General features: G+C 51.0%; 22 protein-coding genes. 11 read left to right on the top strand and 11 right to left on the bottom strand.

Annotated elements, in window-relative coordinates; translation table 11 throughout:
- Positions 1 to 179 precede the first annotated feature (179 nt).
- The 5 genes from ACO0LI_RS12855 to ACO0LI_RS12835 form a co-directional block, all read right to left on the bottom strand.
- Positions 180 to 1,157: an MBL fold metallo-hydrolase gene (locus ACO0LI_RS12855; protein WP_423032872.1), complete on the bottom strand. Its 978-nt coding sequence runs from the start codon at positions 1,155 to 1,157 to the stop codon at positions 180 to 182.
- Positions 1,158 to 1,175: 18 nt separating this feature from the next.
- Positions 1,176 to 1,664, bottom strand: coding sequence for an ester cyclase (locus ACO0LI_RS12850; protein ID WP_422953073.1), 489 nt, complete (start codon positions 1,662 to 1,664; stop codon positions 1,176 to 1,178).
- Positions 1,665 to 1,728: 64 nt separating this feature from the next.
- Positions 1,729 to 2,652, bottom strand: coding sequence for an NADP-dependent oxidoreductase (locus ACO0LI_RS12845; protein WP_423032871.1), 924 nt, complete (start codon positions 2,650 to 2,652; stop codon positions 1,729 to 1,731).
- 627 nt (positions 2,653 to 3,279) lie between these two features.
- Positions 3,280 to 3,906 carry a hypothetical protein gene (locus ACO0LI_RS12840; protein ID WP_423032870.1) on the bottom strand — a complete coding sequence of 209 codons (627 nt, stop codon included), beginning with the start codon at positions 3,904 to 3,906 and terminating at the stop codon, positions 3,280 to 3,282.
- Between the two features lie 131 nt (positions 3,907 to 4,037).
- Complete coding sequence (locus tag ACO0LI_RS12835; protein WP_423032869.1) at positions 4,038 to 4,736, bottom strand: NADPH-dependent F420 reductase; 699 nt, start codon at positions 4,734 to 4,736, stop codon at positions 4,038 to 4,040.
- 110 nt (positions 4,737 to 4,846) lie between these two features.
- On the opposite strand from ACO0LI_RS12835, the gene ACO0LI_RS12830 reads away from it, so the two are divergent.
- Together ACO0LI_RS12830 and ACO0LI_RS12825 are read left to right on the top strand one after the other, a co-directional pair.
- Positions 4,847 to 5,395, top strand: coding sequence for a LysR substrate-binding domain-containing protein (locus ACO0LI_RS12830; protein ID WP_423032868.1), 549 nt, complete (start codon positions 4,847 to 4,849; stop codon positions 5,393 to 5,395).
- Positions 5,307 to 5,738 (top strand): LysR substrate-binding domain-containing protein, encoded by a 432-nt coding sequence (locus ACO0LI_RS12825; protein WP_423032867.1) that lies wholly within the window; start codon positions 5,307 to 5,309, stop codon positions 5,736 to 5,738. Before ACO0LI_RS12830 ends, ACO0LI_RS12825 begins: the two co-directional genes overlap by 89 nt.
- Positions 5,739 to 5,866: 128 nt before the next feature.
- Here the strand turns inward: ACO0LI_RS12825 and ACO0LI_RS12820 are convergent, their stop codons facing one another.
- The 4 genes from ACO0LI_RS12820 to groES all read right to left on the bottom strand — a co-directional run bounded on the left by ACO0LI_RS12820 (position 5,867) and on the right by groES (position 10,922).
- Positions 5,867 to 6,316 (bottom strand): nuclear transport factor 2 family protein, encoded by a 450-nt coding sequence (locus ACO0LI_RS12820; RefSeq protein WP_422953068.1) that lies wholly within the window; start codon positions 6,314 to 6,316, stop codon positions 5,867 to 5,869.
- Positions 6,317 to 6,596: 280 nt separating this feature from the next.
- Complete coding sequence (locus tag ACO0LI_RS12815; protein ID WP_422953067.1) at positions 6,597 to 8,579, bottom strand: OPT family oligopeptide transporter; 1,983 nt, start codon at positions 8,577 to 8,579, stop codon at positions 6,597 to 6,599.
- 358 nt (positions 8,580 to 8,937) lie between these two features.
- Positions 8,938 to 10,590, bottom strand: a complete 1,653-nt coding sequence (groL, locus tag ACO0LI_RS12810; RefSeq protein ID WP_186947447.1) for a chaperonin GroEL — start codon at positions 10,588 to 10,590, stop codon at positions 8,938 to 8,940.
- Positions 10,591 to 10,631: 41 nt separating this feature from the next.
- On the bottom strand, positions 10,632 to 10,922 hold the full coding sequence (groES, locus tag ACO0LI_RS12805) for a co-chaperone GroES (protein ID WP_110257032.1): 291 nt from the start codon (positions 10,920 to 10,922) through the stop codon (positions 10,632 to 10,634).
- Between the two features lie 442 nt (positions 10,923 to 11,364).
- Here groES and ACO0LI_RS12800 point away from each other — a divergent pair, with 442 nt between their 5' ends.
- Positions 11,365 to 12,390 (top strand): FkbM family methyltransferase, encoded by a 1,026-nt coding sequence (locus ACO0LI_RS12800; protein ID WP_423032866.1) that lies wholly within the window; start codon positions 11,365 to 11,367, stop codon positions 12,388 to 12,390.
- A gap of 61 nt (positions 12,391 to 12,451) precedes the next feature.
- Here the strand turns inward: ACO0LI_RS12800 and ACO0LI_RS12795 are convergent, their stop codons facing one another.
- Positions 12,452 to 14,863, bottom strand: coding sequence for a phosphocholine-specific phospholipase C (locus ACO0LI_RS12795; RefSeq protein ID WP_423032865.1), 2,412 nt, complete (start codon positions 14,861 to 14,863; stop codon positions 12,452 to 12,454).
- A 316-nt stretch (positions 14,864 to 15,179) separates the two neighbouring features.
- Between ACO0LI_RS12795 and ACO0LI_RS12790 the strand changes: the two genes are divergently transcribed.
- From ACO0LI_RS12790 to coaD, 6 genes are all read left to right on the top strand, one after another.
- Positions 15,180 to 15,650, top strand: a complete 471-nt coding sequence (locus ACO0LI_RS12790; protein WP_423032864.1) for a DUF305 domain-containing protein — start codon at positions 15,180 to 15,182, stop codon at positions 15,648 to 15,650.
- 89 nt (positions 15,651 to 15,739) lie between these two features.
- Positions 15,740 to 17,137 carry a YncE family protein gene (locus tag ACO0LI_RS12785; RefSeq protein ID WP_423032863.1) on the top strand — a complete coding sequence of 466 codons (1,398 nt, stop codon included), beginning with the start codon at positions 15,740 to 15,742 and terminating at the stop codon, positions 17,135 to 17,137.
- Between the two features lie 334 nt (positions 17,138 to 17,471).
- Positions 17,472 to 18,143: a heavy metal response regulator transcription factor gene (locus ACO0LI_RS12780; protein ID WP_423032862.1), complete on the top strand. Its 672-nt coding sequence runs from the start codon at positions 17,472 to 17,474 to the stop codon at positions 18,141 to 18,143.
- The gene (locus ACO0LI_RS12775; RefSeq protein ID WP_423032861.1) at positions 18,140 to 19,558 is read left to right on the top strand and encodes a heavy metal sensor histidine kinase; all 1,419 of its coding nucleotides are present in this window, start codon (positions 18,140 to 18,142) and stop codon (positions 19,556 to 19,558) included. The genes ACO0LI_RS12780 and ACO0LI_RS12775 overlap by 4 nt, the downstream gene beginning before the upstream one ends.
- Before the next feature lie 135 nt (positions 19,559 to 19,693).
- Complete coding sequence (gene coaE, locus ACO0LI_RS12770; RefSeq protein ID WP_423032860.1) at positions 19,694 to 20,335, top strand: dephospho-CoA kinase; 642 nt, start codon at positions 19,694 to 19,696, stop codon at positions 20,333 to 20,335.
- Positions 20,332 to 21,471 carry a pantetheine-phosphate adenylyltransferase gene (gene coaD / locus ACO0LI_RS12765; protein WP_423032859.1) on the top strand — a complete coding sequence of 380 codons (1,140 nt, stop codon included), beginning with the start codon at positions 20,332 to 20,334 and terminating at the stop codon, positions 21,469 to 21,471. Before coaE ends, coaD begins: the two co-directional genes overlap by 4 nt.
- Positions 21,472 to 21,539: 68 nt before the next feature.
- Here the strand turns inward: coaD and argP are convergent, their stop codons facing one another.
- Complete coding sequence (argP, locus tag ACO0LI_RS12760; RefSeq protein ID WP_423032858.1) at positions 21,540 to 22,445, bottom strand: HTH-type transcriptional regulator ArgP; 906 nt, start codon at positions 22,443 to 22,445, stop codon at positions 21,540 to 21,542.
- A 173-nt stretch (positions 22,446 to 22,618) separates the two neighbouring features.
- Between argP and ACO0LI_RS12755 the strand changes: the two genes are divergently transcribed.
- Both ACO0LI_RS12755 and ACO0LI_RS12750 read left to right on the top strand, forming a co-directional pair.
- A complete protein-coding gene (locus ACO0LI_RS12755; protein ID WP_423032857.1) occupies positions 22,619 to 23,224 on the top strand; it encodes a LysE/ArgO family amino acid transporter in 606 nt (201 codons plus the stop codon).
- Between the two features lie 55 nt (positions 23,225 to 23,279).
- Complete coding sequence (locus ACO0LI_RS12750) at positions 23,280 to 23,654, top strand: hypothetical protein (RefSeq protein WP_423032856.1); 375 nt, start codon at positions 23,280 to 23,282, stop codon at positions 23,652 to 23,654.
- Positions 23,655 to 23,683: the final 29 nt, after the last annotated feature.

Genomic DNA, 23,683 nt, shown 5'->3' with positions numbered 1-23,683 from the left:
ATCCGTTATTTTGCTGCGAGCTCATGGCAAAGCTCTCCTGGCACAATGTATCAGACATATATCAGACATATTTTAGGAATTTTTTGTTGTTAACAAGTGTAGCAAATAAAGCGAATTTAACACTGACAGCGTCAGGCAAGCTTGCTACACTTAATTAGCGAATTTCTTTCCCAGTAGCCTTATTTGCGGCACAGGCGCTCGTAGTACACCTGAATTTCCATGCTTATCCAGTCCTTCAGATCCCAATCGGGATGTTGGGCTGCCAGGACGGGTGTCAGCTCTTTCTGGATGTCAGGCAGTTGCTTGCCTGCAGCACAAGACTTGGCAACCTCCTCACGGGCAAAATCCATGTGTTGCGCTGAAGCTTCCAGGTCCGCCGCAGTACCTATCGTGCCATGTCCTGGAATGACGATGTTTGGACTGGTCGCAGCGATCTTTCGAAAAATTTCGCGCCAGTTCAACGGATCAACATCTGTATCCTGCAAATCAGGAAACCAGGGCATGATGGGGAAGGATTTGGTTTCCAGCAGATCGCCTAATATTACGACGCCCTGTTCTGGAATCGAGATCACCTGGTCCCCAAGCGTATGCGCCGCTTGGTAGTAATTGAGTTTTACTACCCGTCCGCCAAGGTCAATTGAGGCTTCGTTTTCGTAGGTAATATCTGGTTCTACGAAATTCACATCTTTCATTGCTTCGCTGACGTCCAGTTTTTCAGAGAACAATGTGCGGAAAACTGGTCCCTTTTTACGCAATTCATCACGCTGGGCGCGGTTATAGATTATCGTTGCCAGGCCCTTAAAGACTTGCGCCCCGAAACCATGTTCAGGATGAAAGTGCGTCACAGTCAGATAGATTTTTTTGTCTCCCGCGAGCTTGCGTGCTTCTTGCAAGACGAGTTGTGCACTTGCTGCACCCAGCCCGGTATCGACTACCAGGACTGCATCTTTACCGGTGATGATAGTGACATTCGGCACCAAAAAAATATGCTGTCTGTCTTCAATCACATGTACACCTGGACTGACTTCAGTCATATTGGCGAGGCGGACGACTTTTTCTTTTGATATGTCATTATTTGCCGCGAGCGTAACTGTAGTGGCAAAAGTTGACGCCAATGCTGCCAGCAAGAGGAGGGTAGCGAGTTTGATTTTTTTCACGAAATTTCCTCTGATTGATTATTTGTTTTTCAGTTGCTCAGTCGCTCCATGCCAGTCTTCGACATGATATGACTTTACGATCTTGTGGTTTTCTACAGTATGGATATCAATCGACATGATGTCGAAGCTACGGTTGGATGCTTCCACACCCAGGAAGGAAAGAACAGGTGTTGCACTGGCATGTCCACGGACGACATAGCGATTACCGACTTGAAGAATTTCTTCTATCTTCCAGGTGAGATTGGGCAGAATATTGCCTGTGCCTTGCAGCTGTTTTAAGAATTGATCACGTGTCTTTGCCACACTCGTATAGTCCCCTCTGCTTTGCCAGTCAGGGGCAAGCACTTCGGCCATTCTGGCTGGCAGATCGGCACTGCTTGTTCCGCTCAGTAATTTGCTGTAGAAGGCCTCGACAATAGCGCGGTCATCGTCCGCCCTTGCTACGTGCGTGACAAATGTACTGCCGAGCATAATTATGATGGCGGTTAAGGTAGAAATTTTGGTCATGATATGTTTTCCTGATTCAGGGATTGATTATTGTCGTTTGATGTGTTTTAGCTTTCGATGCGCTTTAGCTTCCGATGCATATGATGACCTTGCCGCGAGAATGACCCGCGGCTAAGCGTTCAAGAGCTCCATGCGCATCATCCAGAATATGAGTCGAGTCCACTAGCACCCTCAGGCGTGTAGCTTCAACGTCTTTCAACAGGTCAGACAAGACGGATGCGTCATGCTTGACCGCTGTGAACACGGCTTGAATCTCGTCACGTGGTTTAATGGTGTTATCAACGATGGATACTATGCTTCCGCCAGGACGGACGGTTGCCCAGGAGCGTCCCAGCGTTTCCCCGCCACGGGTATCCAACACCAGATGCATTCCTCCGAGATGCTCAAGCAGCTCACTGTTGTGATAGTCAATTGCCACATCTGCGCCGAGCTCGCGTATGAGATCGAGCTTGTGCTCTGACGCCGTGGCGATGACATACGCGCCTGCCTGTTTTGCAAGCTGAATGGCAAAACTGCCGACGCCGCCAGCTCCTGCGTGTATCAGTACATGTTGTCCCGGCAATAATTTGCCTACATTGAACAGGGCCTGTTTGGCCGTCGCTGCGGCCGTCGGTAAGGCGCTAGCCTGCTCATTACTGACGCCAGCCGGGATGTGGGATAAGAGATCGGCAGGCACAGCGGCATACTCTGCAAAGGCACCGCCAGCGCTTGGACTGAGGCGGCCTGCTACGCGATCGCCATGCTTGAAGCCAGTCACGCCGTCACCGGTCGTTTCGACAACACCGGCGAAGTCAGTTCCCATTGTGTAAGGGAAGTTCACTGGAAATGCCGCCTGCTTTTGGCCGGCCAGTATCTTCAAGTCCAGAGGATTCACTGACGCTGCTTTAATGCGTACGATGACTTCATGGGATGCCGGGGCCGGGAGTGGCACATCTTCCAGCCTGGCATCAGATAGCTGGCCAAAATGACGAATGTTTAGTGCTTTCATGCTTGTCTTTCGAAAAATTTGAGAGGAGACCATGTGAAAATGATAGAGGCCTCAGGAATATTCGTCCAATAGATATCAGGTATAAATGATTATTTGAAAAATGGATAATGCATGTGACATTGATTGGCCCCGGACTGAACAGGAGTGATGCGGTACATACACGCATTCCTGGATACATTTACTTTGAACATCATCAGCCCGGCGCGACTGTAAAGCTCAAAAATTCATGGATGCCGTCATGAAGAGCAGGGCATGGCTGACTTGTACTTTCACAAGAATTGCTGGCAGGGGAGGAGGTTCGCGCCAGGCTAATGCCTGCGCGTTCCGGCGAGTCCAGTCAAATTGACAGGAGTCAAAACTGGCAATATCTATAGTGACGAATGTAAGGCATTGCCATTCTTTGGCAGATAAATTGCCGGATCAGGTATTTTTTGGGATTCAAGAAAAGCTGGCTGACTGGCAGAACGCACTAATAAATTGCGACGCTTGCCAGTCAGCTGAGCGTGAGTAGTATTGGAGTAAGGCCATGCCTTCCGTCTTTATCGGAGGACACGGTTTTTTGATTGATCAGCTTGGACTGCATTGAAATCCATGACCTGCATTACACATTGAATGACGTCACTGTATTTAGCGGCGGGTATAAATGTACTGATGCGCAAGCCATTTCGTGCCGCTGCCATCGGCCAGGATGAAGTACTGGTTTTTGACTTCGTTATCTGGACCAGATTTTTCATAGACTTGTTCCATTCTCAGCAATTGACCTGTGACCACATTGCCACTGCCTGGAACGACAAACGGGTCGAATTGCACGCGGATGCGCTCGACATTGTCCTTGTCAAAGCTCCAGGCGGGCATAAGGCCGACTGCCACGCGGGCATCCATCGACAGATATTCCCAGCGCCCCGTCACGCGGTTGAACCCAAGATAATCCAGGCGATTCACGCCTTTGCCGACTGCATCTGCAGAGGGATGTAGTAGCTCTTGCAAATATAAGCCGACCATACGTCTTTCGGCAACTTGTCCGCGGATGATTTCTGGTGTCGCACCGGGACGCGACCAGGCCGTCTCAACGACATCCCACAGGCCGGCACGGCTGGCAAGTGCGTCACCCTCGCGGCCCAGCATGTTCATGCTGGCGGGCGTGATATCTGTGGCTGTTGGCGCAGGAGGCGTTTGTGCATGTACAGAATTGCTGAAGATGGTAAGGATGGTAGTGGCGGCGGCAAAAAGTCCAAGTTTTGCAAAGTTGTGCATGGTAATTCCCAATACAAATAAATGTGTCTCAGATGTCACTCTGGTGCGGACATGCAACTGTCGGCGCAGGAGTCGGGCATCGCTTGAATGCTGAGATGTCTCAACTATCATCAAGGCGGTGCGGTCAGGGATCAGGCTGGTGATTCGAAAGTGCCAGGACTATTCACAGTAGCTCGCCATTCGGGAGTCCGTTCTTGCCGCGCTTCAGTCAATGCCTTGCGAACACCGGCGGCGTTGTAATCCTTCAGATATCCCGGTGAGCCGGGTTGCTGGCGCCATGATTGCGCGATCGTGCCAGCATCAACTGCTGTAAAACCAATTTCTTCGACAAGCTGCATGATGACTGCTTTAGCTTGCGTATTATCACCGGTGACTGCCAGCGCCACCCGGTCGGCGCGCTCATCAGCCGTACCTTTGTTCAGCAAGTGTTCAGCCAATATGCTATTGAATACTTTGATAACCGGGCGTCCGATTTGTTGTTCAACCCAGGCGCTTTCTGTCATTCCTGCTTCGACTTCTGCAATCAGGCCATCGCGTTGCTGCGGATAATAGTTGCTGGTGTCAATCACAATCAAGTCCGCAGGCGCGTTGCGGAACAGGTCTTTGGGTAAGCTGGCGACAGCTGTCATGGGGATAGTGACGACCACGATCTCACTATCCCGCACTGCTTGTGAGACCGTCACCGGATGGGCCCCCGTTTCATTTGCCAGATCAGTTAAGGAAGATGGGCCGCGTGAGTTGGCCACCGCTACATTGTGTCCTGCCTTGGTGAATAAACGTGTCAATGTGCCACCGATATTGCCCGATCCAATAATGCCGATTTTACGCATGATTTCTTTCCTTGTTTAAGCCGCCCTGGGGCAGAGAGAATGATATTATTCCTTTCAGAATCACACATAAATAAGGGTTTTTGCATGTGTGTAACAACTGGGAGTGTGGAATGGACAGGCTTGCAAGCATGGCGGCTTTTGTCAAAACGGTGGATGCCGGGTCCTTTGCCGCAGCCGCCAGCGCATTGGACATGTCGCCTCAAATGATAGCCAAGCATGTGAGTTGGCTGGAAACTCGTCTGGGCACGCGCCTGATCAACCGGACTACCCGGCGACAGAGCCTGACCGATATCGGCAAGGCTTATTACGATCGTTGCAAGATGGTGCTGGCCGATGCAGACTGGGCTGATTCGCTCGCCGACGAGGTGAAAGGTGCGCCGAAAGGGCGCTTGCGTATCAATGCGCCAGTGTCATTTGGCACTTACGCGCTGACACCTGTCATTGCCCGCTATTTGCGACAGTATCCACAGGTAGAAATTGATCTGGTGCTGAGTGACCGCTATGTTGATCTGGTGGAAGAAGAGTTTGAGGCAGTGTTTCGTATAGGCCGTTTGAGCGACTCCAGCTTCATTGCACGCGAGCTTGCTCCGTTTCGCCTGGTCGCCTGCGCATCACCAGACTATCTCAAAGAAAAGGGGCGTTCCCGCGACGCCGCTTGATCTGGAAAAACACGAGTGTCTGGCTTATGCATCCAGCACGGGTTCAACTGCCAGCGAATGGCGCTTTATGCGCGGAGAAGAAAAATACCAGGCACAGGTCAGGCACCGCTTGCAACTCAATGATGCGAAAGCATTGCTGGTTGCAGCCTTGAATGGCATAGGCGTGGCTTATATTGCAGAGGACCTTGCACGTGAAGATTTGCGCACCGGTCGTCTGGTTAAAATTTTGCCTGATTATGAAACACCATCGCGGCCCGTGCATCTTATCTACCATCCTGACCGCAGGCAGACTCCCAAGCTGAAGAGTTTTATTGACACAGTAGTTAGCGAGCTTGGTATGTAGAGGTGGTTGAGTAATTAAGATAGAAACGGTGCGCATGGCGCACCCTACCGAACGCAGTCCAGGCCTTCCTTATCTTTCTATGGTTTTAATTATCAAGTCCTCTATTGAAAACCTTATCCCATAATCGTTTAATTGCTTTTCTTTGGCTTGCTATACCAAAGCGCATTCACAATAATCCAGCGGTCTTCAAATTTACCCATGTGGAAGTAATCGACAAACCACGGAGTTTCCAGGCGTACTGAGGCGGCTTTGTCTGTCACATCAAGGACGGTGCAGCTACGGCTCCATTCTGCCTTCGGGGTTTTAAGCGCGCCTGCTTTGGTCAGGTTGACCAGTTCTTCTTTGGACATGCGCCGCAGGCCCAGGCGCTCATCCGGCGTGTCTCCTATCACTGCGCGTTTGGCCAGATCGGGATGCAATGACCTGGCTACCCGTTTGGGATCTGCTTCAAGTTGGCCGTCAATATAGTCGTAGCAGGTGGCCTCGATGGCGGCAATGGTCGCAGCATCTGCGGTGGTTTGATTGCTGCCAGGGCCAGCATAAAAGGTAGCGGCGATGAAAAGGGTCACAATGGACATGGCGTTGGGTTCCTGATTGAGTGCGGCTTTTAAAAGATCAAAGACGGGGTGACATAAAGAATGACATAAAGAATGACATATTTGCAGATACCTTGGCAGGTATCTGCTTGCCTGACGTTTGATTGAGCAAAACCATCAATCTACCTTGACCCGGCATATTCATGTTGGTTCCTGATATTTGTTCGCGATTCGTTCACGTTGCTATATTCAAGCAAAATTCGCAGCTACAAAAAAGCCCCGCAAAGCGGGGCCAGTAGTAATAATACGCATCTATGCAGGATCAGATCAGCACATTGATAATCGCGTTGCCGATACCGATCAAAGCAGCACCAGAGATCAAGCCGGCGCAAATAGGTTCGCAACCTTCTACCCAGAAATCATAGCCTTTGCTGCCAGGTGTGCTGTTGCGCTTACCCATCCACCAGAATATTGCTGCGCCTATCCACATTGCCAGGCAGGATTCTGGCGGCAGGATGACGCCCAGACCGATGGAGACGGCGGACAACGGGAAGCGGCCCTTGGTGAAGATGCGTGCGCCTTCAATCAGGCTGGCGGCGACTGCTGCCACGATAATGGCGGTAATGGCGGAAGATGGCAGGCTGCTGAAGCCTTTGGCAATCAGTTCTGCCACGCCTTTCCATTGCATGGCACCGGGAAAGGCAAACTTGTCTGACACGATGGTGGCAGTGGAGCGTACACCATTGGCATCAGGCGGCAAGAACAGCAGGAAGTACAGCGGTACGCAAGCCAGGGCGCCAGAGAAAATGCCGATGATATGGCCTATCGCCTGCTGCCTTGGTTTTGCGCCCAGCATATAGCCAGGTTTGATGTCTGACAGCAGGTTGGATGCATTCGATGCCACTTCGGCAGTCATACCGGCAGGGATCAGATTGTTGGCTGGATTTGCACTGTCAATCGCACCCATGCTGAACTGCGTGATTTTTGACAGGGTGCTGGTAGGTGTCCAGGATGTCAGTGCCATTGCATTGGCGCAGATGATGGTCAGGATAAATACCAGCGGCAGGGTGATGATGGACATGATCCATGGCACGCCAAAGAAGGCATGTGTGGTCCAGGCTGCCAGTATGCTGAAAATGGGGATGCCGATGTAGGAAATGATCAGCGGCACTTCGATATGATCCAGGATATTGCTGCCCTTGTCGGCAACTTTAGTCTTGTCTGCTTTTTTGAAGATACTGGTGAACAGTTCGGGCTTGGCCGCCAGGCTGATGAAGGACGCCACCACCATCATGGATACTGCCCACCACAGACCCCACTGATTGACGATTTCAGTGCGCGAAATAGGCACGACCTTGCCGCTAGGGGCGATGCGTTCGATGATGTCACCGCGTTGTATCATCCACGGCGCCAGGAAAACGAAGTTGATGATGGCACCCACCAAAACACTGCTGGCAACGCGTATGCCCATCAGGCCTCCGACACCCAGCATGGCAGCATCGAGGGTGAAACGCAGGCCCAGTGCACGGAAATCTGTGCCGAGGATCTTCGGGATCAGCAGATCGTATTTGACGGCAGCGGTGTAATAGTAATGATCGACACGTTCCTGGAAATGCCAGGCTTCTGTCATGCTGGTCCATTTATCCATACGCAGGATTTTGAACTGGATCAGTTTCATCCAGCCATCGCTGGTGATCATCTGATAGATGGCTGTCCACATGGCGGTAAACGCCATCAGGCGCGCCTTGTACATGCCGCTGGCGGCTTCGCCGGTATATACCGCATCCAGCACCACGCCGCAGGCACGGCCTTCTGGGAAGGGCAGTTGGTCTTCATTGATGAAGCGGCGCTTCATCGGGAAGGCAACCAGCACACCCAATATGGAGCAAACGCTCATCCACACTACCAGGTGCCACCAGGTGACCACGGTGCCGCTGATCAGCATATACGCTGACAGCACGGTGTTGAGTGGCATGGTCATGTAGCCAGCCGCGGTGGCGATGGATTGGGTGCAGTTGTTTTCAAGGATGGTGAAATCCTTGGCGATACCCAGATTGGCAAGTATTTTGAAAATCGCAAAGGCCAGGATGACGGAGGTCAGGCCTACGCCTATGGTAATACCGGTTTTGGCACCGATATATAAAGCGGTTGCAGACAATATGCCGCCAAGCAAAAAACCTGTAAATGCCGAGCGTATGGTCAACTGTGCCATATCTCCACGGTAAATATTGGTGAACCACCACTCGTCCTTCTGGGCACGGGTCCAGGTCCGTATTTGCTCATCGCTTAATTGTTGCAGCGCCATATTTTCTCCAAAGCGGTTGTCTTGCTTGATGATGATGCCCGGCTTGTTGATGCATATGCAAGATCATTGCAAATATGAAGCACAGAGCCGGAAATATGAAAATTTTCTTTCAGGTGCGGCAGTATCCAAGCGGCAGATGTTTTCTGTCAAGCAGACCGTGCAAAAATTCGTTGTCTTGTGTTATTTGCGATGATTCATAACAAAACGGGCATAAAAAGTGGAGATTCACACGTGAATTGCGCATTTGTTCCACACAGGATTGTAAATTGTATAAACAATAAAAAAACCCCGCAACTTGCGTTGCGGGGTTTTGAGCAATGCGGCTCTCGGTGAGATTATTGAGAGCAGCTAGCAGCTATTACATCATGCCGCCCATACCACCCATACCGCCCATGCCACCCATATCACCACCACCCATGCCGCCTGCTTTGTCTTCAGACAATTCAGCAACCAGAGCGTCAGTAGTCAGGATCAGGCCAGCAACAGACGCTGCATTTTGCAATGCAGAGCGAGTTACTTTAGCTGGATCCAGGATACCCATTTCTATCATGTCGCCGTATGTGTCATTGGCAGCATTGAAACCGTAGTTGCCTTTGCCATTGATGATGGCGTTCACAACAACGCTAGGTTCGCCACCGGCGTTAGCAACGATTTCACGCAGAGGTGCTTCGATTGCTTTCAGAACCAGTTTGATACCTGCTTCTTGATCTGGATTGTCGCCTTTGATGTCGCCAGCAGCTTGACGTGCGCGCAGCAGGGCAACGCCACCGCCAGGAACAACGCCTTCTTCTACGGCAGCGCGAGTTGCATGCAGAGCATCTTCAACGCGTGCTTTTTTCTCTTTCATTTCAACTTCAGTTGCAGCACCAACCTTGATCACAGCAACGCCGCCTGCCAGTTTGGCAACGCGTTCTTGCAGTTTTTCACGGTCGTAGTCAGAAGTTGCTTCTTCGATTTGCGCGCGGATTTGTTTAACGCGTGCTTCGATACCGACAGCCTGGCCAGCGCCATCGATTACTGTCGTGTTTTCTTTACCGATTTCGATGCGTTTGGCTTGACCCAGATCAGCCAGAGTTGCTTTTTCCAGTGTCAGGCCAACTTCTTCAGCAATCACTTGACCACCGGTCAGGATAGCGATGTCTTCCAGCATGGCTTTGCGACGGTCACCGAAGCCTGGAGCTTTAACAGCTGCAGTTTTCAGGATGCCACGGATGTTGTTCACAACCAGAGTAGCCAGTGCTTCGCCATCGACATCTTCAGCGATGATCAACAGTGGGCGGCCGGATTTTGCAACTTGTTCCAATACTGGCAGCAGATCACGGATGTTCGAGATTTTTTTGTCGAACAACAGGATGAACGGGTTTTCCAGGATAACGGATTGTTTTTCTGGATTGTTGATGAAGTATGGTGACAGGTAGCCACGGTCAAACTGCATACCTTCAACGATGTCGAGTTCGTTATCCAGGGATTTGCCGTCTTCAACAGTGATCACGCCTTCTTTGCCGACTTTGTCCATTGCTTTTGCAATGATATCGCCGATGTTGGCATCGGAGTTAGCAGAGATGGAACCAACTTGAGCGATTTCTTTGTTGGTTGTTGTAGGCTTGGACAGAGTTTTGATTTCAGCAACGATGGCTGTCACCGCTTTGTCGATACCGCGTTTCAAGTCAGTTGGGTTGAAGCCAGCTGCTACATATTTGAAACCTTCGCGAACGATGGCCTGTGCCAGAACTGTCGCTGTGGTTGTACCGTCACCAGCGTTGTCAGAAGTGCGGGAAGCCACTTCTTTCACCAGTTGTGCACCCATGTTTTCCAGCTTGTCTTTCAGTTCGATTTCTTTAGCTACAGAAACACCGTCTTTGGTGACTGTAGGCGCGCCAAAAGAGCGTTCCAGAACGACGTTACGGCCTTTAGGGCCCAGAGTTACTTTAACTGCGTTCGCCAGGATGTTGACGCCATTGACGATCTTCGCACGTGCGTCATCGCCAAAAATTACTTGTTTAGCTGCCATATTAATTCTCCGAATTCTTTAATTGATATCGTGGATGTCGATTACTTCTGTACGACCGCGAAGATATCTTCTTCACGCATCACCAGAACTTCGTTGCCGTCAACTTTGACAGCCTGACCAGAATATTTACCGAACAAAACGCGGTCGCCAACTTTAACGTCCAGGGCGCGAACTGTACCGTTGTCCAGCAATTTGCCAGGACCAACTGCCAGTACTTCACCTTGATCTGGTTTTTCAGCAGCAGCGTCAGGCAGAACGATACCGGATGCAGTCTTTGTTTCTTGATCCAGGCGTTTCACGATCAGGCGATCGTGCAGGGGACGAAGGTTCATACAAGCTCCTTTAAATTTGCGAGTAATTACTATTGGAATTCAATTAGCTGGAGAGGGACTTGTTAGCACTCTCTCTCAACGAGTGCTAAGTATATGGGCGGGGGGATGGCTTTTCAAGGGCTAAAGTTTGGCCAGAAAAAATAATAATGTTGCATTTTAATAAATTGAACTAAAAAACATATTTAAAATCAAACGATTAGCGGAATGTTTTCACTCTTTTTAGAAGAATTTCAGTTGTTTAGAAGAATCTCAGTTGTTTAGTCGGCACTTTGTGGAATGTCGAATATTGTCTGTTATCTAAAGAATGGATTGTGTCGTTCTGCTAAGTAATTTTATTTTTGATAATGTATTGTTTCATCTTTGCATTGTTGTTTAATTAACCTGATTCGGGTTTTGCCTGATGATTAGATTGAGCGCAGGCTCGATTTTGAGAAGTATTTCAATGAATTTTTTAAAAAAATTATTTGGTCAAAAGACTTTGACGCAGGATGTGCTGGTATTGGAAAATTATTATCAGGACAACCATTTTCCCAAAGTCGCTTCACTTGCCGATATTTATTATTGCTTTCGCCTGATTCTGGGGAGAAATCCAAATCCCGAAGAATGCCGGGGACATTCCGGCATGAGTGGCGTGGATCTGGATAAAGTTGTCAAGTCATATGTTCAGTCCGTGGAGTTTCAGAACAGGAATTTATTGGTTTCACAGGCCCAAAATATTGCTGAACGACAGATCGAAGGATTCAGGATTTATGTGGACCTGGACGATCATGCCGTTGGTGTACATATGGCAAACGCTTCGTACGAGCCGCATGTAACAAGTATTTTTAAGCAATACGTCAAGCCTGGAATGCGGGTTCTTGATATAGGCGCAAATATTGGATACTTTTCTTTATTGGCGGCAAGTCTTGTTGGTGATTCTGGCAAAGTGTTTGCAGTCGAGCCCAATGCCGAGAATTGCAAATTACTGGAGGCAAGCAAGAAATTGAATTCATACGCGCAAATTTCTGTGTTGCAATTTGCTGCAGGCAGATCTTGTGGCTTGTTATCGTTGAATACTTCATACAGCAACGGCACTACTTCGACCTTGAGTGATGACATGACATTGTTGCGGGCTAGCCGGACTGTCGCCGCCATGAAGCTGGACGACTACAGAGGTCTTGATGGCGGTGTCGATTTCATCAAGATTGATATTGAAGGCGCCGAATACAATGCTTTATTCGGTGCGCGTAATCTGCTGGAGCGTTGCAAACCTTCGATCATCAGTGAGTTTTCACCTACTGCAATGCCGGCTATCAGTGGTGTCGATGGGCGCGAATATCTGAAGTTCCTTGATACTCTGGCTTATGACATCAGCGTGATTGCTTTGGATGGTTCACTCCAGCATTGCGGTGCTGATCACGACAAAGTCATGGATGCATTCGTCAGCTCAGGTGTGGATCACATCGATATTTTTGCAACCCCAAGATAGTTTGCAAGCAGGCATCCCATCCCTGCCATTCTCAACATTTCAATGACAGGCATCCCCGGCATTACACTATCGTTAATGCCAGCGGTGCGGTCAGGGCTGTATAAGCATCATTATATAAATACCAAAGCATGTAGTTGCCGGTGGTCAGGTTAGCTGTATTGAGCGTGAGATTGCCCTGCATGCTGCTGGCATATTGCCAGGCCAATGAATTGGCCGTGCCTGGTACCACACCGGCGGCGTATACACCTATCCAGTTTTTTGTGCTGAGCTGTGCCTGTGGTACCTCGTAGGTGACCGTGATGTTGCTGCCTCTTGCTATCTGTGGTGTGCTGCTGAGGCGGGCTGTGCTGCGTTTCCCGCCTATGCGGGGGTCGCAACGGCTGTTAAAATTATTATTTGCCGTTGCTTCGACATGGCCAGCCAGCCTGCGCAGGAATTGAGCATCGTTGTTGCTGCTCACACTGAAGTCATACCAGCCAAAACTGTTGTTCAGACTATAGTCGAGCCGCAAACTTTGACCGGCTACCAGGGTGTGCATGCTTGACATGCTGCCATAGGCATTGTCGCTAATAATCAGCGTGCAAGTCTGATTACTGTCTGTATTGGACAGGGTCAGCACCAATTTGCCATTGACAGTGTCATGTATAGTCTGCACTTCCGGCCTGTTTGTGGCGGTGCTGCTGCCCCGGCATTCGCGCATGAAGCCATTGGGGCCATAGACAGCAAGGTGATAACTGTCACCGCTCCAGTTCCAGACTTCTTTTTGTATCTGCTTGCCAGCTTCGACAGTGTAATACCACGGGCCATCTGTGCGTGCTCTGGAGTACACGATGAAGGCTGCGCCCGTAGTACCAGTGTTGGTGAAACTGACTTCAAGCTGTTTGCTGGCATTCTGGCGGGTTTGTACTGCCAGCTCATACGACAGGCGACAGGCTGGGCGTGGGCCCTGCAGCGCCTGATAAGACTCTTGCTGCGGCTGGATCTGGTTGACTGGAGGTACCGGATAAGGCTTGCCATTAACCGGCACATAGGCGGCAGTTTTAGGGACGGTGGCAGGCCAGTTCTGGTCAGGCGACTTGAAGTCAAATGCCGACGTCAGGTCACCGCAGACAGTGCGCCGCCATGGCGATATCTGGTTACAACTGACTGCAGCCCGGTTTTTACCCAGACCACTGACCAGCCACTCTTCAAGAAAGCGTAACTTTGAGGTGTGATCAAACAACTGGGAGCAGACTTTGCCACCTTTGCTCCATGGCGAAATCACCAGCATGGGTACGCGCGGCCCCAAGCCTACTGGTTCATTGCCGGACTTTTCATAGTAGCCGTTATCTGCCAGGGTTGATCGTCCCATGGCAGTCGTTACCGGAGGAATATCTGGCGGGACATGGTCGAAGAAACCATCGTTTTCATCATACATCAGCAGGAAGACAGTTTTGGCCCAGACTTCGGGTTCTGCCACCAGGGCAGCCAATAGTCTTGCCGTCAGATTTTCACCGGCATTTGGAGAGTTGGGTGCATGCTCGGTATAGTCATTGGGCGCACATATCCATGACACCTGGGGCAAGCGGCGGTTGCGTACATCATCGGCAAAGGCGCTGACCAGACCATCGCCTTTGCTACCACCCACGCTGGCACCTGGCGCCAATATACGGGCTTTTTGATACAGGGGCGAATTGCTGTTCAAGCGGCTGCCGTCAGCATTGACACGAAAATTTTTGAAATAGGCGAGGTAGTTGTCGCCGTAGTTATCCCATTCCTGATACACCTTCCAGCTGACCTGATTCGCTTCCAGCACTTCTGCATAGGTCTGCCATGTGGGGGCGATGGCTGTCGTTACGCTGGAGATGTCGTCATTGGCAGGTTCAGCATTGTAATAACCCCTGGCATCAATGTTGTACAGATTACCCATGCTGCCTAGCCAGCCCTGGTTGGTACCGCTGAGCGAATACAAGCGGTTGGGGTCAGTGGCACCAAACACCGAGCAATGATAGGCATCACAAATCGTGAATGCATCGGCCAGCGCATAATAAAACGGCAGGTCACCACGGTCGAAATAGCCCATGGTTTGCACCGTCTTTTGCCTGACCCAGGCATCCCAGGCCTGCCAGGTTTGCTGCGAACCTTTCCACGAATGATTGGTGCCGACCGATAGTGCGCTGGTGTTCCTGACATCGAAATGAAAAGGCAGCACACTGCCGCCAGCCGGGTTAGGTTGCTGCCAGACCGGTGCGCCGTTGGGCAGGCTGATGGCACGTGGATCATCAAAGCCGCGTACCCCGGCCAGGGTGCCAAAGTAATGATCGAAAGAGCGGTTTTCCTGCATGAAGATGATGACATGGCCAACATCGGCCAGCGTGCCAGTGAGATTGTTCGCCGGTACGGCGAGTGCTTCCTGTATCAGGCCGGGTAACAGGCCGGAACCGGCTGTCGCAGCAGAAAATTGCAAAAACCGTCTCCGGCTGTCAGAAATCATGGCGTCTCCTTTTTTGTGAAATAAAGCGGGGCTCAGCATTACATTGACGGCGATAATATATTTCAAATATGTCAGTGACATGACGAAGTTGAAAGAAATGTCTGGAGCCGGGATGGGGATTTTTTGAGCCTATAGTCGGGGACGCCGGGAAATGCTAAACAGGCTGGTTAGCCTGGTTTTGCGCTCGCTGCATTCTGACAAAATTGTCATGTTCGCGTCATCTTGTTGTTCTGGTAGTGCTTCCATACTGTCCATCGTCACACATGCATCTGCAGCCTGTGTTTTATGGAAGATGAAAATTTCTGGGAGTAACAAGATGGTCGTTGATAGTTTTAGTTTCAGTTTCAGTCGGGGAGCAGGTCGCCCGCTCATGTTTGTATGCGCTGCTGTGTTGATCAACCTGGCCTTGCTCCTCAAGCCTGCTCTGGCACATGAGCATCACCATGGTGCTGCGGTGGTTGATTGCGCCAGTGATAAAACTGAGAGTAGCAAGCCAGCTTTCATGGCAACCACAGCGAAGCCCTTCGCTGCGCTGATGGATGATGCCATGCAGCTTATGGATGAAGGCATGAAGTGTGCGCCCATGAATGGCCAGAGTGAGCATGACTTCATGAGCATGATGATTCCTCATCATCAGGGTGCCGTCGATATGGCCAAGGCGGTTTTACTATATACCAAGGACCCGGCCGTCAGGAACCTGGCACTGGGCATCATCGCTGAGCAGCAAAACGAAATCAAACTCATGCAACTCTGGTTACAGCAGCATCCTCAGGCTGCCGGCAAATAGTGTCACTCAGTTCTTATTCAGTTGTGACTCAGTCGTCACCCCGCCAGAGTTTAAAACCTGGGTTATTCCTCTCATTTAAAAAAATCATCATGAAAAACAAATCAGCGTTCGCATTGATTGCGGCAAGCACTCTTATCGCACACACAGCCTGGGCCCTGCCTTCAGCGCGTGACAGGGTTTACACTGCAGACCAGAACAGCAATACCATCTCGGTATTCAACCCCGCCAGCAATACCCTGGTCGGGCAGATCAGGCTCGGTAATCCGCGTCCTGATGTTCTGTCGCCCTTGTACAAGGGGCAGATCAATGTGCATGGCATGGGGTTTTCGCCAGACCATAAAACCTTGCTGGCGATATCCAATGGTTCCAACTCAGTAGCATTTATTGATACGGCCACCAACAAGGTCAAGGGTACGACTTATGTAGGCCGTTCGCCGCATGAAGGTTTTTTTACGGCGGATGGCAAAGAAGTCTGGGTGGTTGTGCGTGGTGAAGACTATATCTCGGTCATAGACCCAGTCACTTTCAAGGAGACGCGGCGCATACAGACTGACCTGGGGCCGGGCATGGTGCAATTCCATCCTGCTGGCAAGCTGGCGTTTGTGGTATCGAGCTTCACGCCCATGGTCGATGTGATTGATGTGGCTACGCATGAAGTCATCAAGCGTATTAAGGTGGTCAGCCCGTTCTCACCATTTTTGCAATTTACGCCAGACTTTAGTGAAGTGTGGATGACACACAAAGACGTCGGCAAAGTCACCCGGATCGACACAAAAACGCTGGAAGTGAACGGCGTGTTTGACACTGGCTTTATTTCCAATCACCTGGCTTTTGCCAACATAGATGGCAAGACCCTGGCTTATGTAACCATAGGCGGTGAGAATGTCGTCAAGGTATTCACGACAGACAAAGAGCCCAGATTGCTGGTCAGTATTGCAACCGGAGCCTTGCCACATGGCATATGGGCCTCGGACGATCACAGCCGCATGTATGTCGGGCTGGAGAATGGTGATGGCGTTGAGGTCATCGATACTGCCAGCAATAAAGTCATTGCCCACATGGCTGGTGGGCAGGCCCCGCAGGCGCTGGTGTATGTGTCTAACGTGGTAGAGAGTGCCGATGGTACCAATGGTGCCATGAATCTGGTCCCGCGCAGCAATAATGAACCGGTGAACATAGGTTTGAAACCCGTGATTGGTGAGGGCAGGGGCTTTGTCGTGTTGCGTAATCTGGGTATAGTCGATGCGCTGGAAGTGGCCTTGTTCAAGCTCAAGCCAGAAACAGTGTATACGGTTTATCTGGAAGGGCAGGGTACAGTGCTCGGGCGCTTGAAAACCGATGTCAAAGGGGCGACCAATTCGACCATGATAGGCCCAGTCAGGGAGGCGGTGAAGACTGATGCAGGTATTCCGGCGCAGCGACTGATTATCATGGAGGGCAATGGGGCTGTGAATGCTGGGCAGGCGGCATTGGTGAGTGTGCCTTGATCCTGTTCAGGGTTCGGTATTTTCGTCTTTGTCGTGAGACCGTGAAAATCTCGTGATGTCTTGAAGCTCCTTCCCCTTCAAGGGGAAGGTTGGGATGGGGATGGATTTCTGACGTAAATTCATTTGCCGTTGATCGGCAAAAACCCATCCCCACCCTAACCCTCCCCTTGAAAGGGAGGGGATCTGTTCGTCATTTTTTGACAACACATTATTCTGGGCGGCAGTGCGCGCAGGCGGGTATCCATGTCTGATAAGCCGCGAACCCTCATCAACGTGGCATGTGCCGGGCAGATGCTAAAATCGCTAAACCAGGTCAAATCAATATGGAACACGAATGACCATACTAGTCATAGAAGATGATCAGAAAACCGGCGACTACCTTAAGAAGGGTTTGCGCGAATCCGGTTATGCCGTTTATCTCGCCAGGAATGGCATTGATGGCCTGCATCTGGCCATGGAGCAAAGCTATGAACTGATCATTCTCGATGTGATGATGCCCGGCCTGGATGGCTGGACAGTGATGCAATCGCTGCGTAGCAAGCAGGATATGCCTGTCATCTTCCTGACTGCGCGCGACCATGTCGATGACCGGATACGCGGCCTGCAACTGGGCGCAGATGATTACCTGGTCAAACCTTTTTCATTTACTGAGCTGGTGCTGCGCATCCGTACCCTGTTGCGCCGTGGCGTCAGGCGTGATGCGGATATCTACCAGGTCGCCGACCTGCAGCTTGATACCGTGCGTCATAAAGTTACCCGTCAAAATTTACCCATAGCCTTGACCAGTAAAGAGTTTATGTTGCTGCATCTGCTGATCAAGCACCAGGGTGAGGCGCTGTCGCGCACTATCATCGCATCCCAGGTGTGGGACATGAATTTTGACAGTGATACCAATGTCGTTGATGTTGCCGTCAAACGCCTGCGCGCCAAGCTGGATGCGCCGTTTGAGAAAAAACTCATCCACACCGTGCGTGGTGTGGGTTATATGTTTGCGGAAAATCCATGAACTTCTGGCATGCATGGAGCCTGACCCGGCGCGCGACCATACTGTTTTCTGTGCTGGTTTTTGTCATCATGAGCAGTCTGGGCATGTATTTATATACCTCGGCCAGACAGGCTCTGGAGCAACGTGCTGACTATACCCTGATAGGCAGGGTAGAGCACTTCCGCACCCTGTTCCGTGATCTCTACAATATCCAGCAGATGGAGGCACACCCCACTTTGTTTGAAAGCATGCTCGGCAATGAACAGGATGTGCGTATTTTTCGCAGGCTTGGTGATGCGCCTTTCATCAACGTCAATCCCGGGGCTATGTCACCGCCAGCGATGAAGCCGGTCGATCTCGGCGTGCCATTAACGCTGGGGGCCTTGCAAGACGGTAAGCGCGATGATGGTGTACGGGTACGCTGGGTCGCAGCCCTCGCAGAAGTTGGCAATCATAAAGACAAGGTAGAAATCATCGCCGCCTATGTGATGACGCAAGAATCTGCTGTGCTATCAACTTACCTCCTGCGTGTGATTGCCGCAGTTGCATTGACGGTGTTACTGACCAGCGTGTTGAGTTACCTGATCTTACGACGCGGCCTCTTGCCTGTCGCGACCATGAGCCGTCAGGCCGCGCAGATCAGTCCTAAAAACCTGTCCTTACGCCTGTCAGCAACAGACATGCCGCCAGACTTGCGCAAGCTGGCCCTCGCCTGCAATAACATGCTGGACAGGCTGGAAGCAGGCTTCCGGCAACTTTCACAATTCTCATCAGACCTGGCGCATGAATTGCGCACACCCGTCAATATTCTGATGGGACAGACCCAGGTGGCACTCGCGCAGGCCAGGGAGCTGGAGGAGTATGAAAGCCTGCTTGAATCCAATCTCGAAGAATATGCCCGGCTGGCGCGCATCATCGAAAACATCCTGTTTCTCGCTCATATCGATCATGCAGGTTTTGTGCTCGAAAAAGAGCCGCTATCAATGGCAGCAGAGATGGGTAAGCTGATTGATTATTTCGACATCCTGGCACAAGAGCGCGGCATGCATTTTGCTGTTGATGTTGGTGGCATTGATGGTATTGATGGCATGGTCCATGCCAATCCTTTGATGCTGCAGAGGGCACTCAGTAATCTGTTCATTAACGCCATACGCCATGGGCAAGCCGGGACGGTGATACAGGTGAAAGCCATCGCCAGCAGCGAAGGGGCAAGGATCAGCATCGTCAATCAATGTGCTGCCATTGCGCAGCCGCAACTGGACAAAATGTTTGACCGCTTCTACCGCGGCGACAGCGCCCGCAACAGCCATACGGAATCAAATGGCCTGGGCTTGTCCATCGTCAAGGCTATCGTCGATTTGCATGGCGGACATGTCATTGTCAGTTATAACAAGAATGAACAGGCTATTGCTTTGGATTTGTTTTTCCCGGGATAAAACAGGCGGTTCATCCAGCATTGAATTTTTTTAATATTTAATTTTGGTCGAACAACCAAAATTTCTTGTATTTTGGGCTTTGCTGGATTAAGCTTCAAATATTGGTTGATTAACCAAATATTGAAAGCAACTCACATGCAAGCTCCGACTGACATTTCTGCCAAACATTTACCCGTTCGCATGGTCTTGCTGACCGGGCCCATGGGCAGCGGCAAGTCATGTGCAGCCCGGAGTTTCCAGCAACTGGGCGTGCCTGTTATTGATACTGATCTGCTTGCCAGAGCAATACATCAAGACCCGCAACATCCTGTAATGAAGCAAATTGCACAGGAGTTGCCGCAACTGTTGACAGAAGATGGCTGTTTGCGGCGTGGCAGCTTGCGCACGATGCTGACGCATGATGCACATGCCAACCGTCGCTTGCTGTGTCTGCTGAAACCGCATGTGCTGGCAGCAATGCGGCAATGGACGGTGCAGCAAACTGCGCCGTATGTGATCTGGGAAACCGCGCTCTTGCCTGATGAACCTGGCGGCTTCATGTACGATAGCGCTTTGCTGGTGCATGCTGATGCCCAAATTCGTTTGCGACGCGTGCGTCAGCGTAACTCTGATTGGACTGAGACTGACATCACGCAGGTTTTCAATATGCAGGCCACATTGGATCAGTACCGGGAATACGCCGATGCCGAGATCATCAATCAGGGCAGCATCATGGAGCTGGAACAGGCAGTCTTGCAGCAACACCTTACTTTTATGTCGCACTGGAGCACACAATGAAAAAAATCGCATTCTCTGGCACTCTGGACCCGATCACCAATGGTCATTTATGGGTGATACAAGAGGCCCGCGCTTTGGCAGATGAAGTCGTGGTTTTTATTTCTGAAAACCCGGTCAAGAAACCACAGTTTGATGCGATCGAACGCAAGGACATTATTGAGCGCAGCGTGGCTGAATGCGGCTGGCACAATGTCAGTGTGGTTATCGTCAAGGGTGATTACACGGCCCGCGCCGCCAAGCGCCACGGTATCGAATATCTGGTGCGCGGCATACGCAATACTTCAGACTTTGATTATGAAAACCTGATACAGCAAACCAATGTCGATGTGCTTGATGGTGCCAAGACTATTTTTGTCATGCCACCGCGTGATCTTGGCTCAGTCAGTTCCAGTTTCGTGCGGGCCTTGCAGGGGCCAGTGGGCTGGCACTGGACGGTAAAAAAATTCATGCCCATGCCCGCTTATATCGCCTGGATCAAAAGCTGGCTGCGTACTGACTGGCAAAAACTCTGGGAGGGTGCTGGTGTTGAGGCCAGCAAACTCGACCACTGGTTTGATTATCTGACCGGTGATGATGCCTATGGCGCAGCACGCCGGACTTATCATAATCTGGATCACCTGGTGCATGGCCTGAGTGAAATCTCTGCCTGGGCGAGCAATACCGGTGCCAGCAAGGCCGACGTAGCAATATTGAAAAAAGCCTTCTGGTTCCATGATGCTGTCTATGGCGACAAACATACTGATCTGTCGAATGAGGAGCAAAGTGCCAGGTTGTGGCTGGATGCGGGTCTGCATACAAAAAATGCACAAGATGCGCAGGAGGTGGCTGACCTGATACGGGTGACAGATCACTTCCAGAGTGCCAACGTCAATCATCCTTTGAAAGACGCCATGCTGGGTGTCGACCTGGCGATACTGGGCCAGGCAGCAGATACCTATGATGTTTATGCCGCGGCCGTGCGGCTGGAATACAGTGAAGTTGATGATGCGACTTACCAGGCTGGCAGGGGGCGTGTATTGAGCCATTTTGAAGTACAGGCAGCGGCAGGTAAATTATTTGCCGATGCCTGGTTTGCCGAGTTGTATACCAGTCAGGCCTTGCTTAATCTGCAGCGGGAAAAAACGCAATTGCAGTAGTTGAAATGAGCAGCAGTAAAGCTGACAAGTCAGGCATGTGGTCAGAAATATAAGGCAGGCTTCCTCCACTAAGTCTTACTCAATTGAGTGAGGCTTGCCCTGGCTTGTTTCACCAGCGTATTGGTCAGGCGCGCCAGTCGCGGCGTCTGCACTTTCCAGTGGTGCCAGTACAGGGCCACATCAACAGGATTAGCTGGCATCAACCTGACCAGCTTGTCCTGATCCAGATTTTCCAGCATGACATCAGGGATCACGCCCCAGCCCAGTCCTAGTAAAATCGACTGGTTATACGGTGTCGTTGCTGGTACATAGTGGGTAGGGTAGGCATGTTCCTGTAGTCCAAAATGTTCGAGCAAAATCTGAGCTTGCAATTTGTCTTTGCGGTTGAAGGTCAGCACCGGTGCCAGCCTTGCAGCTTCGCGTGTCATGCCTTGCGGGAACCAGCGCTGGCAATATTCTTTGCTCGCAACCGGATGGTAACGCATGAAGCCCAGCGGCACCGCCTGGCAACCCCGCATGGCATTTTGTTCAGCAGAGAGGCAGCCGAGAACCATGCCGCTTTCCAGTAAATCATGGGTGTGATCCTGGTCATCGATCAACACTTCAAGCAAGATATTTTCAGCGATCAAAAATTCTGCCAGGGCAGGCAGTAACCAGCTATCGAGACTATCGGCATTGACGCCCAGCGCAATGCTGATGGCGGCACTTTGCTGGCCAGAAAACTCACTTTGCAAATCCTGTTCAAGTTCTGCCACCCGGCGCAAGTGCTGTACCAGCTTTTGTCCGGCTGTGGTGGCGCGGCAGGGGCGGCTGCGTACCAGCAGGGTATTGCCCAGTTCCATCTCCAATGCCTTGATGCGCTGGGAAATGGCCGAGCTGGTCAGGCTAAGGGCCTGCGCGGCCTGTTCCAGACTGCCATGGTCAATGACACTGAGGAAGGCTTCGCATTGGCGGCTGTCTAGTCTTGTTTGCATGTTTCTTTAGATAGATTCATAAGTCTGGGGAGAACCACCAAATACAGAGACATAAAGCCACATAGAATTAATTAAATTAAGAAAATTTAATGAAATAGGAAATATTTTAAATTTACTTCATATTAAACCCTTTTTTGCCCAAACTCCCTGTATCGACAAACGGGAGACAGATGATGTTGGCTTTTATACTCAAGGGCATGGGCATGAGTGCAGGTTTGATCATGGCTATCGGTTCGCAGAATGCCCATGTCTTGCGCATGGGTTTGCGCAAACAACATGTGGCTTTGACGGTGATGATCTGCATCGCGTGTGAAATGCTGCTGATACTGGCCGGAGTGGCGGGCATAGGTGGCATGATCAATAGCCAGCCAGTTTTGCTGACGATAGCCCGTTGGGGCGGGGCGGCGTTTTTGATCTGGTATGGCGTGCGCTCTCTGCGGGCGGCAGCTAGCCAACAAAGCCTGGTCGCTGAAGCCGGGGAGCTGAGCCTGACGGCTGGCAAGGCCGCACTGGCAGTGCTGGGTGCGACCTTGCTCAATCCCCACACCTATCTCGATACGGTGGTGTTGCTGGGTGCCATAGGTGGCCAGCAGCCAGGCAATGGCAAGTACTGGTTTGCCGTGGGTGCCGTCTTGAATGCGACGATCTGGTTTGCGGCTTTGGGCTTTGGTGCGCGCCTGCTCGCTCCCTGGTTTGCCAAACCCGTGGCATGGCGGGTGCTGGATAGCCTGGTCGGCATCGTGATGCTGATGCTGGCGATTAATTTAATGCTGGGTTGATCTGGCTTTGAGCTGGCCATTTGTTGAAAAGCCCGAATTGTGATAACTTCTGCGCATGAAAAAATCCTGGCGTTTATTGATTGCTTGCCTGTTACTGGTACTGCTGCCCCTGCAGGGCTTTGCTGTCGCCAGTAAGTTGGGTTGCGCCATGGATATGCCTGTCCAGGCTAATGTTTCTGTTGCCAGTAGCAATGAACACTGCCAGCCAGTCGCTGAGGCTAGCGATCATGGTTCAGATTCTGTGAAAGCCAAAGTGGCTGATCACTGCAAGTCTTCTTCCCCTTGTTGCATGGGTATTGCGCTCATGCCTGCTCCTTCCATTTCTGCATTTGTACCTGCGCATGATGATGCCCAGGTACAGCCTGTCCTGTTACCTGCATCCGTGCCTGCGCGCATGCTGGAGCGTCCTCCTAAGGCTGTTCTCGCCTGAATAATTAGTTTGTTCGTAGGTTGGGCTGC

The sequence above is a fragment of the Undibacterium sp. Tian12W genome (genome assembly GCF_049339405.1).
Classification (GTDB): Bacteria; Pseudomonadota; Gammaproteobacteria; order Burkholderiales; family Burkholderiaceae_D; genus Undibacterium.
Note: the sequence above shows the minus strand (reverse complement) of the source record. Positions and strands in the feature narration are given on the sequence as shown.

Coding starts and splice junctions, on each gene's coding strand:
- ACO0LI_RS12845 (WP_423032871.1), bottom strand. CDS start 2,652: ATGAAAGCACTAAACATTCGTCATTTTGGCCAGCTATCTGATGCCAGG.
- ACO0LI_RS12820 (WP_422953068.1), bottom strand. CDS start 6,316: ATGTCCATTGTGACCCTTTTCATCGCCGCTACCTTTTATGCTGGCCCT.
- ACO0LI_RS12750 (WP_423032856.1), top strand. CDS start 23,280: ATGAAAAAATCCTGGCGTTTATTGATTGCTTGCCTGTTACTGGTACTG.
- argP (WP_423032858.1), bottom strand. CDS start 22,445: ATGCAAACAAGACTAGACAGCCGCCAATGCGAAGCCTTCCTCAGTGTC.
- ACO0LI_RS12785 (WP_423032863.1), top strand. CDS start 15,740: ATGAAAAACAAATCAGCGTTCGCATTGATTGCGGCAAGCACTCTTATC.
- ACO0LI_RS12840 (WP_423032870.1), bottom strand. CDS start 3,906: ATGCACAACTTTGCAAAACTTGGACTTTTTGCCGCCGCCACTACCATC.
- ACO0LI_RS12775 (WP_423032861.1), top strand. CDS start 18,140: ATGAACTTCTGGCATGCATGGAGCCTGACCCGGCGCGCGACCATACTG.
- coaE (WP_423032860.1), top strand. CDS start 19,694: ATGCAAGCTCCGACTGACATTTCTGCCAAACATTTACCCGTTCGCATG.
- ACO0LI_RS12795 (WP_423032865.1), bottom strand. CDS start 14,863: ATGATTTCTGACAGCCGGAGACGGTTTTTGCAATTTTCTGCTGCGACA.
- ACO0LI_RS12850 (WP_422953073.1), bottom strand. CDS start 1,664: ATGACCAAAATTTCTACCTTAACCGCCATCATAATTATGCTCGGCAGT.
- ACO0LI_RS12830 (WP_423032868.1), top strand. CDS start 4,847: ATGGACAGGCTTGCAAGCATGGCGGCTTTTGTCAAAACGGTGGATGCC.
- ACO0LI_RS12790 (WP_423032864.1), top strand. CDS start 15,180: ATGGTCGTTGATAGTTTTAGTTTCAGTTTCAGTCGGGGAGCAGGTCGC.
- ACO0LI_RS12835 (WP_423032869.1), bottom strand. CDS start 4,736: ATGCGTAAAATCGGCATTATTGGATCGGGCAATATCGGTGGCACATTG.
- groL (WP_186947447.1), bottom strand. CDS start 10,590: ATGGCAGCTAAACAAGTAATTTTTGGCGATGACGCACGTGCGAAGATC.
- ACO0LI_RS12815 (WP_422953067.1), bottom strand. CDS start 8,579: ATGGCGCTGCAACAATTAAGCGATGAGCAAATACGGACCTGGACCCGT.
- ACO0LI_RS12800 (WP_423032866.1), top strand. CDS start 11,365: ATGAATTTTTTAAAAAAATTATTTGGTCAAAAGACTTTGACGCAGGAT.
- coaD (WP_423032859.1), top strand. CDS start 20,332: ATGAAAAAAATCGCATTCTCTGGCACTCTGGACCCGATCACCAATGGT.
- groES (WP_110257032.1), bottom strand. CDS start 10,922: ATGAACCTTCGTCCCCTGCACGATCGCCTGATCGTGAAACGCCTGGAT.
- ACO0LI_RS12780 (WP_423032862.1), top strand. CDS start 17,472: ATGACCATACTAGTCATAGAAGATGATCAGAAAACCGGCGACTACCTT.
- ACO0LI_RS12755 (WP_423032857.1), top strand. CDS start 22,619: ATGTTGGCTTTTATACTCAAGGGCATGGGCATGAGTGCAGGTTTGATC.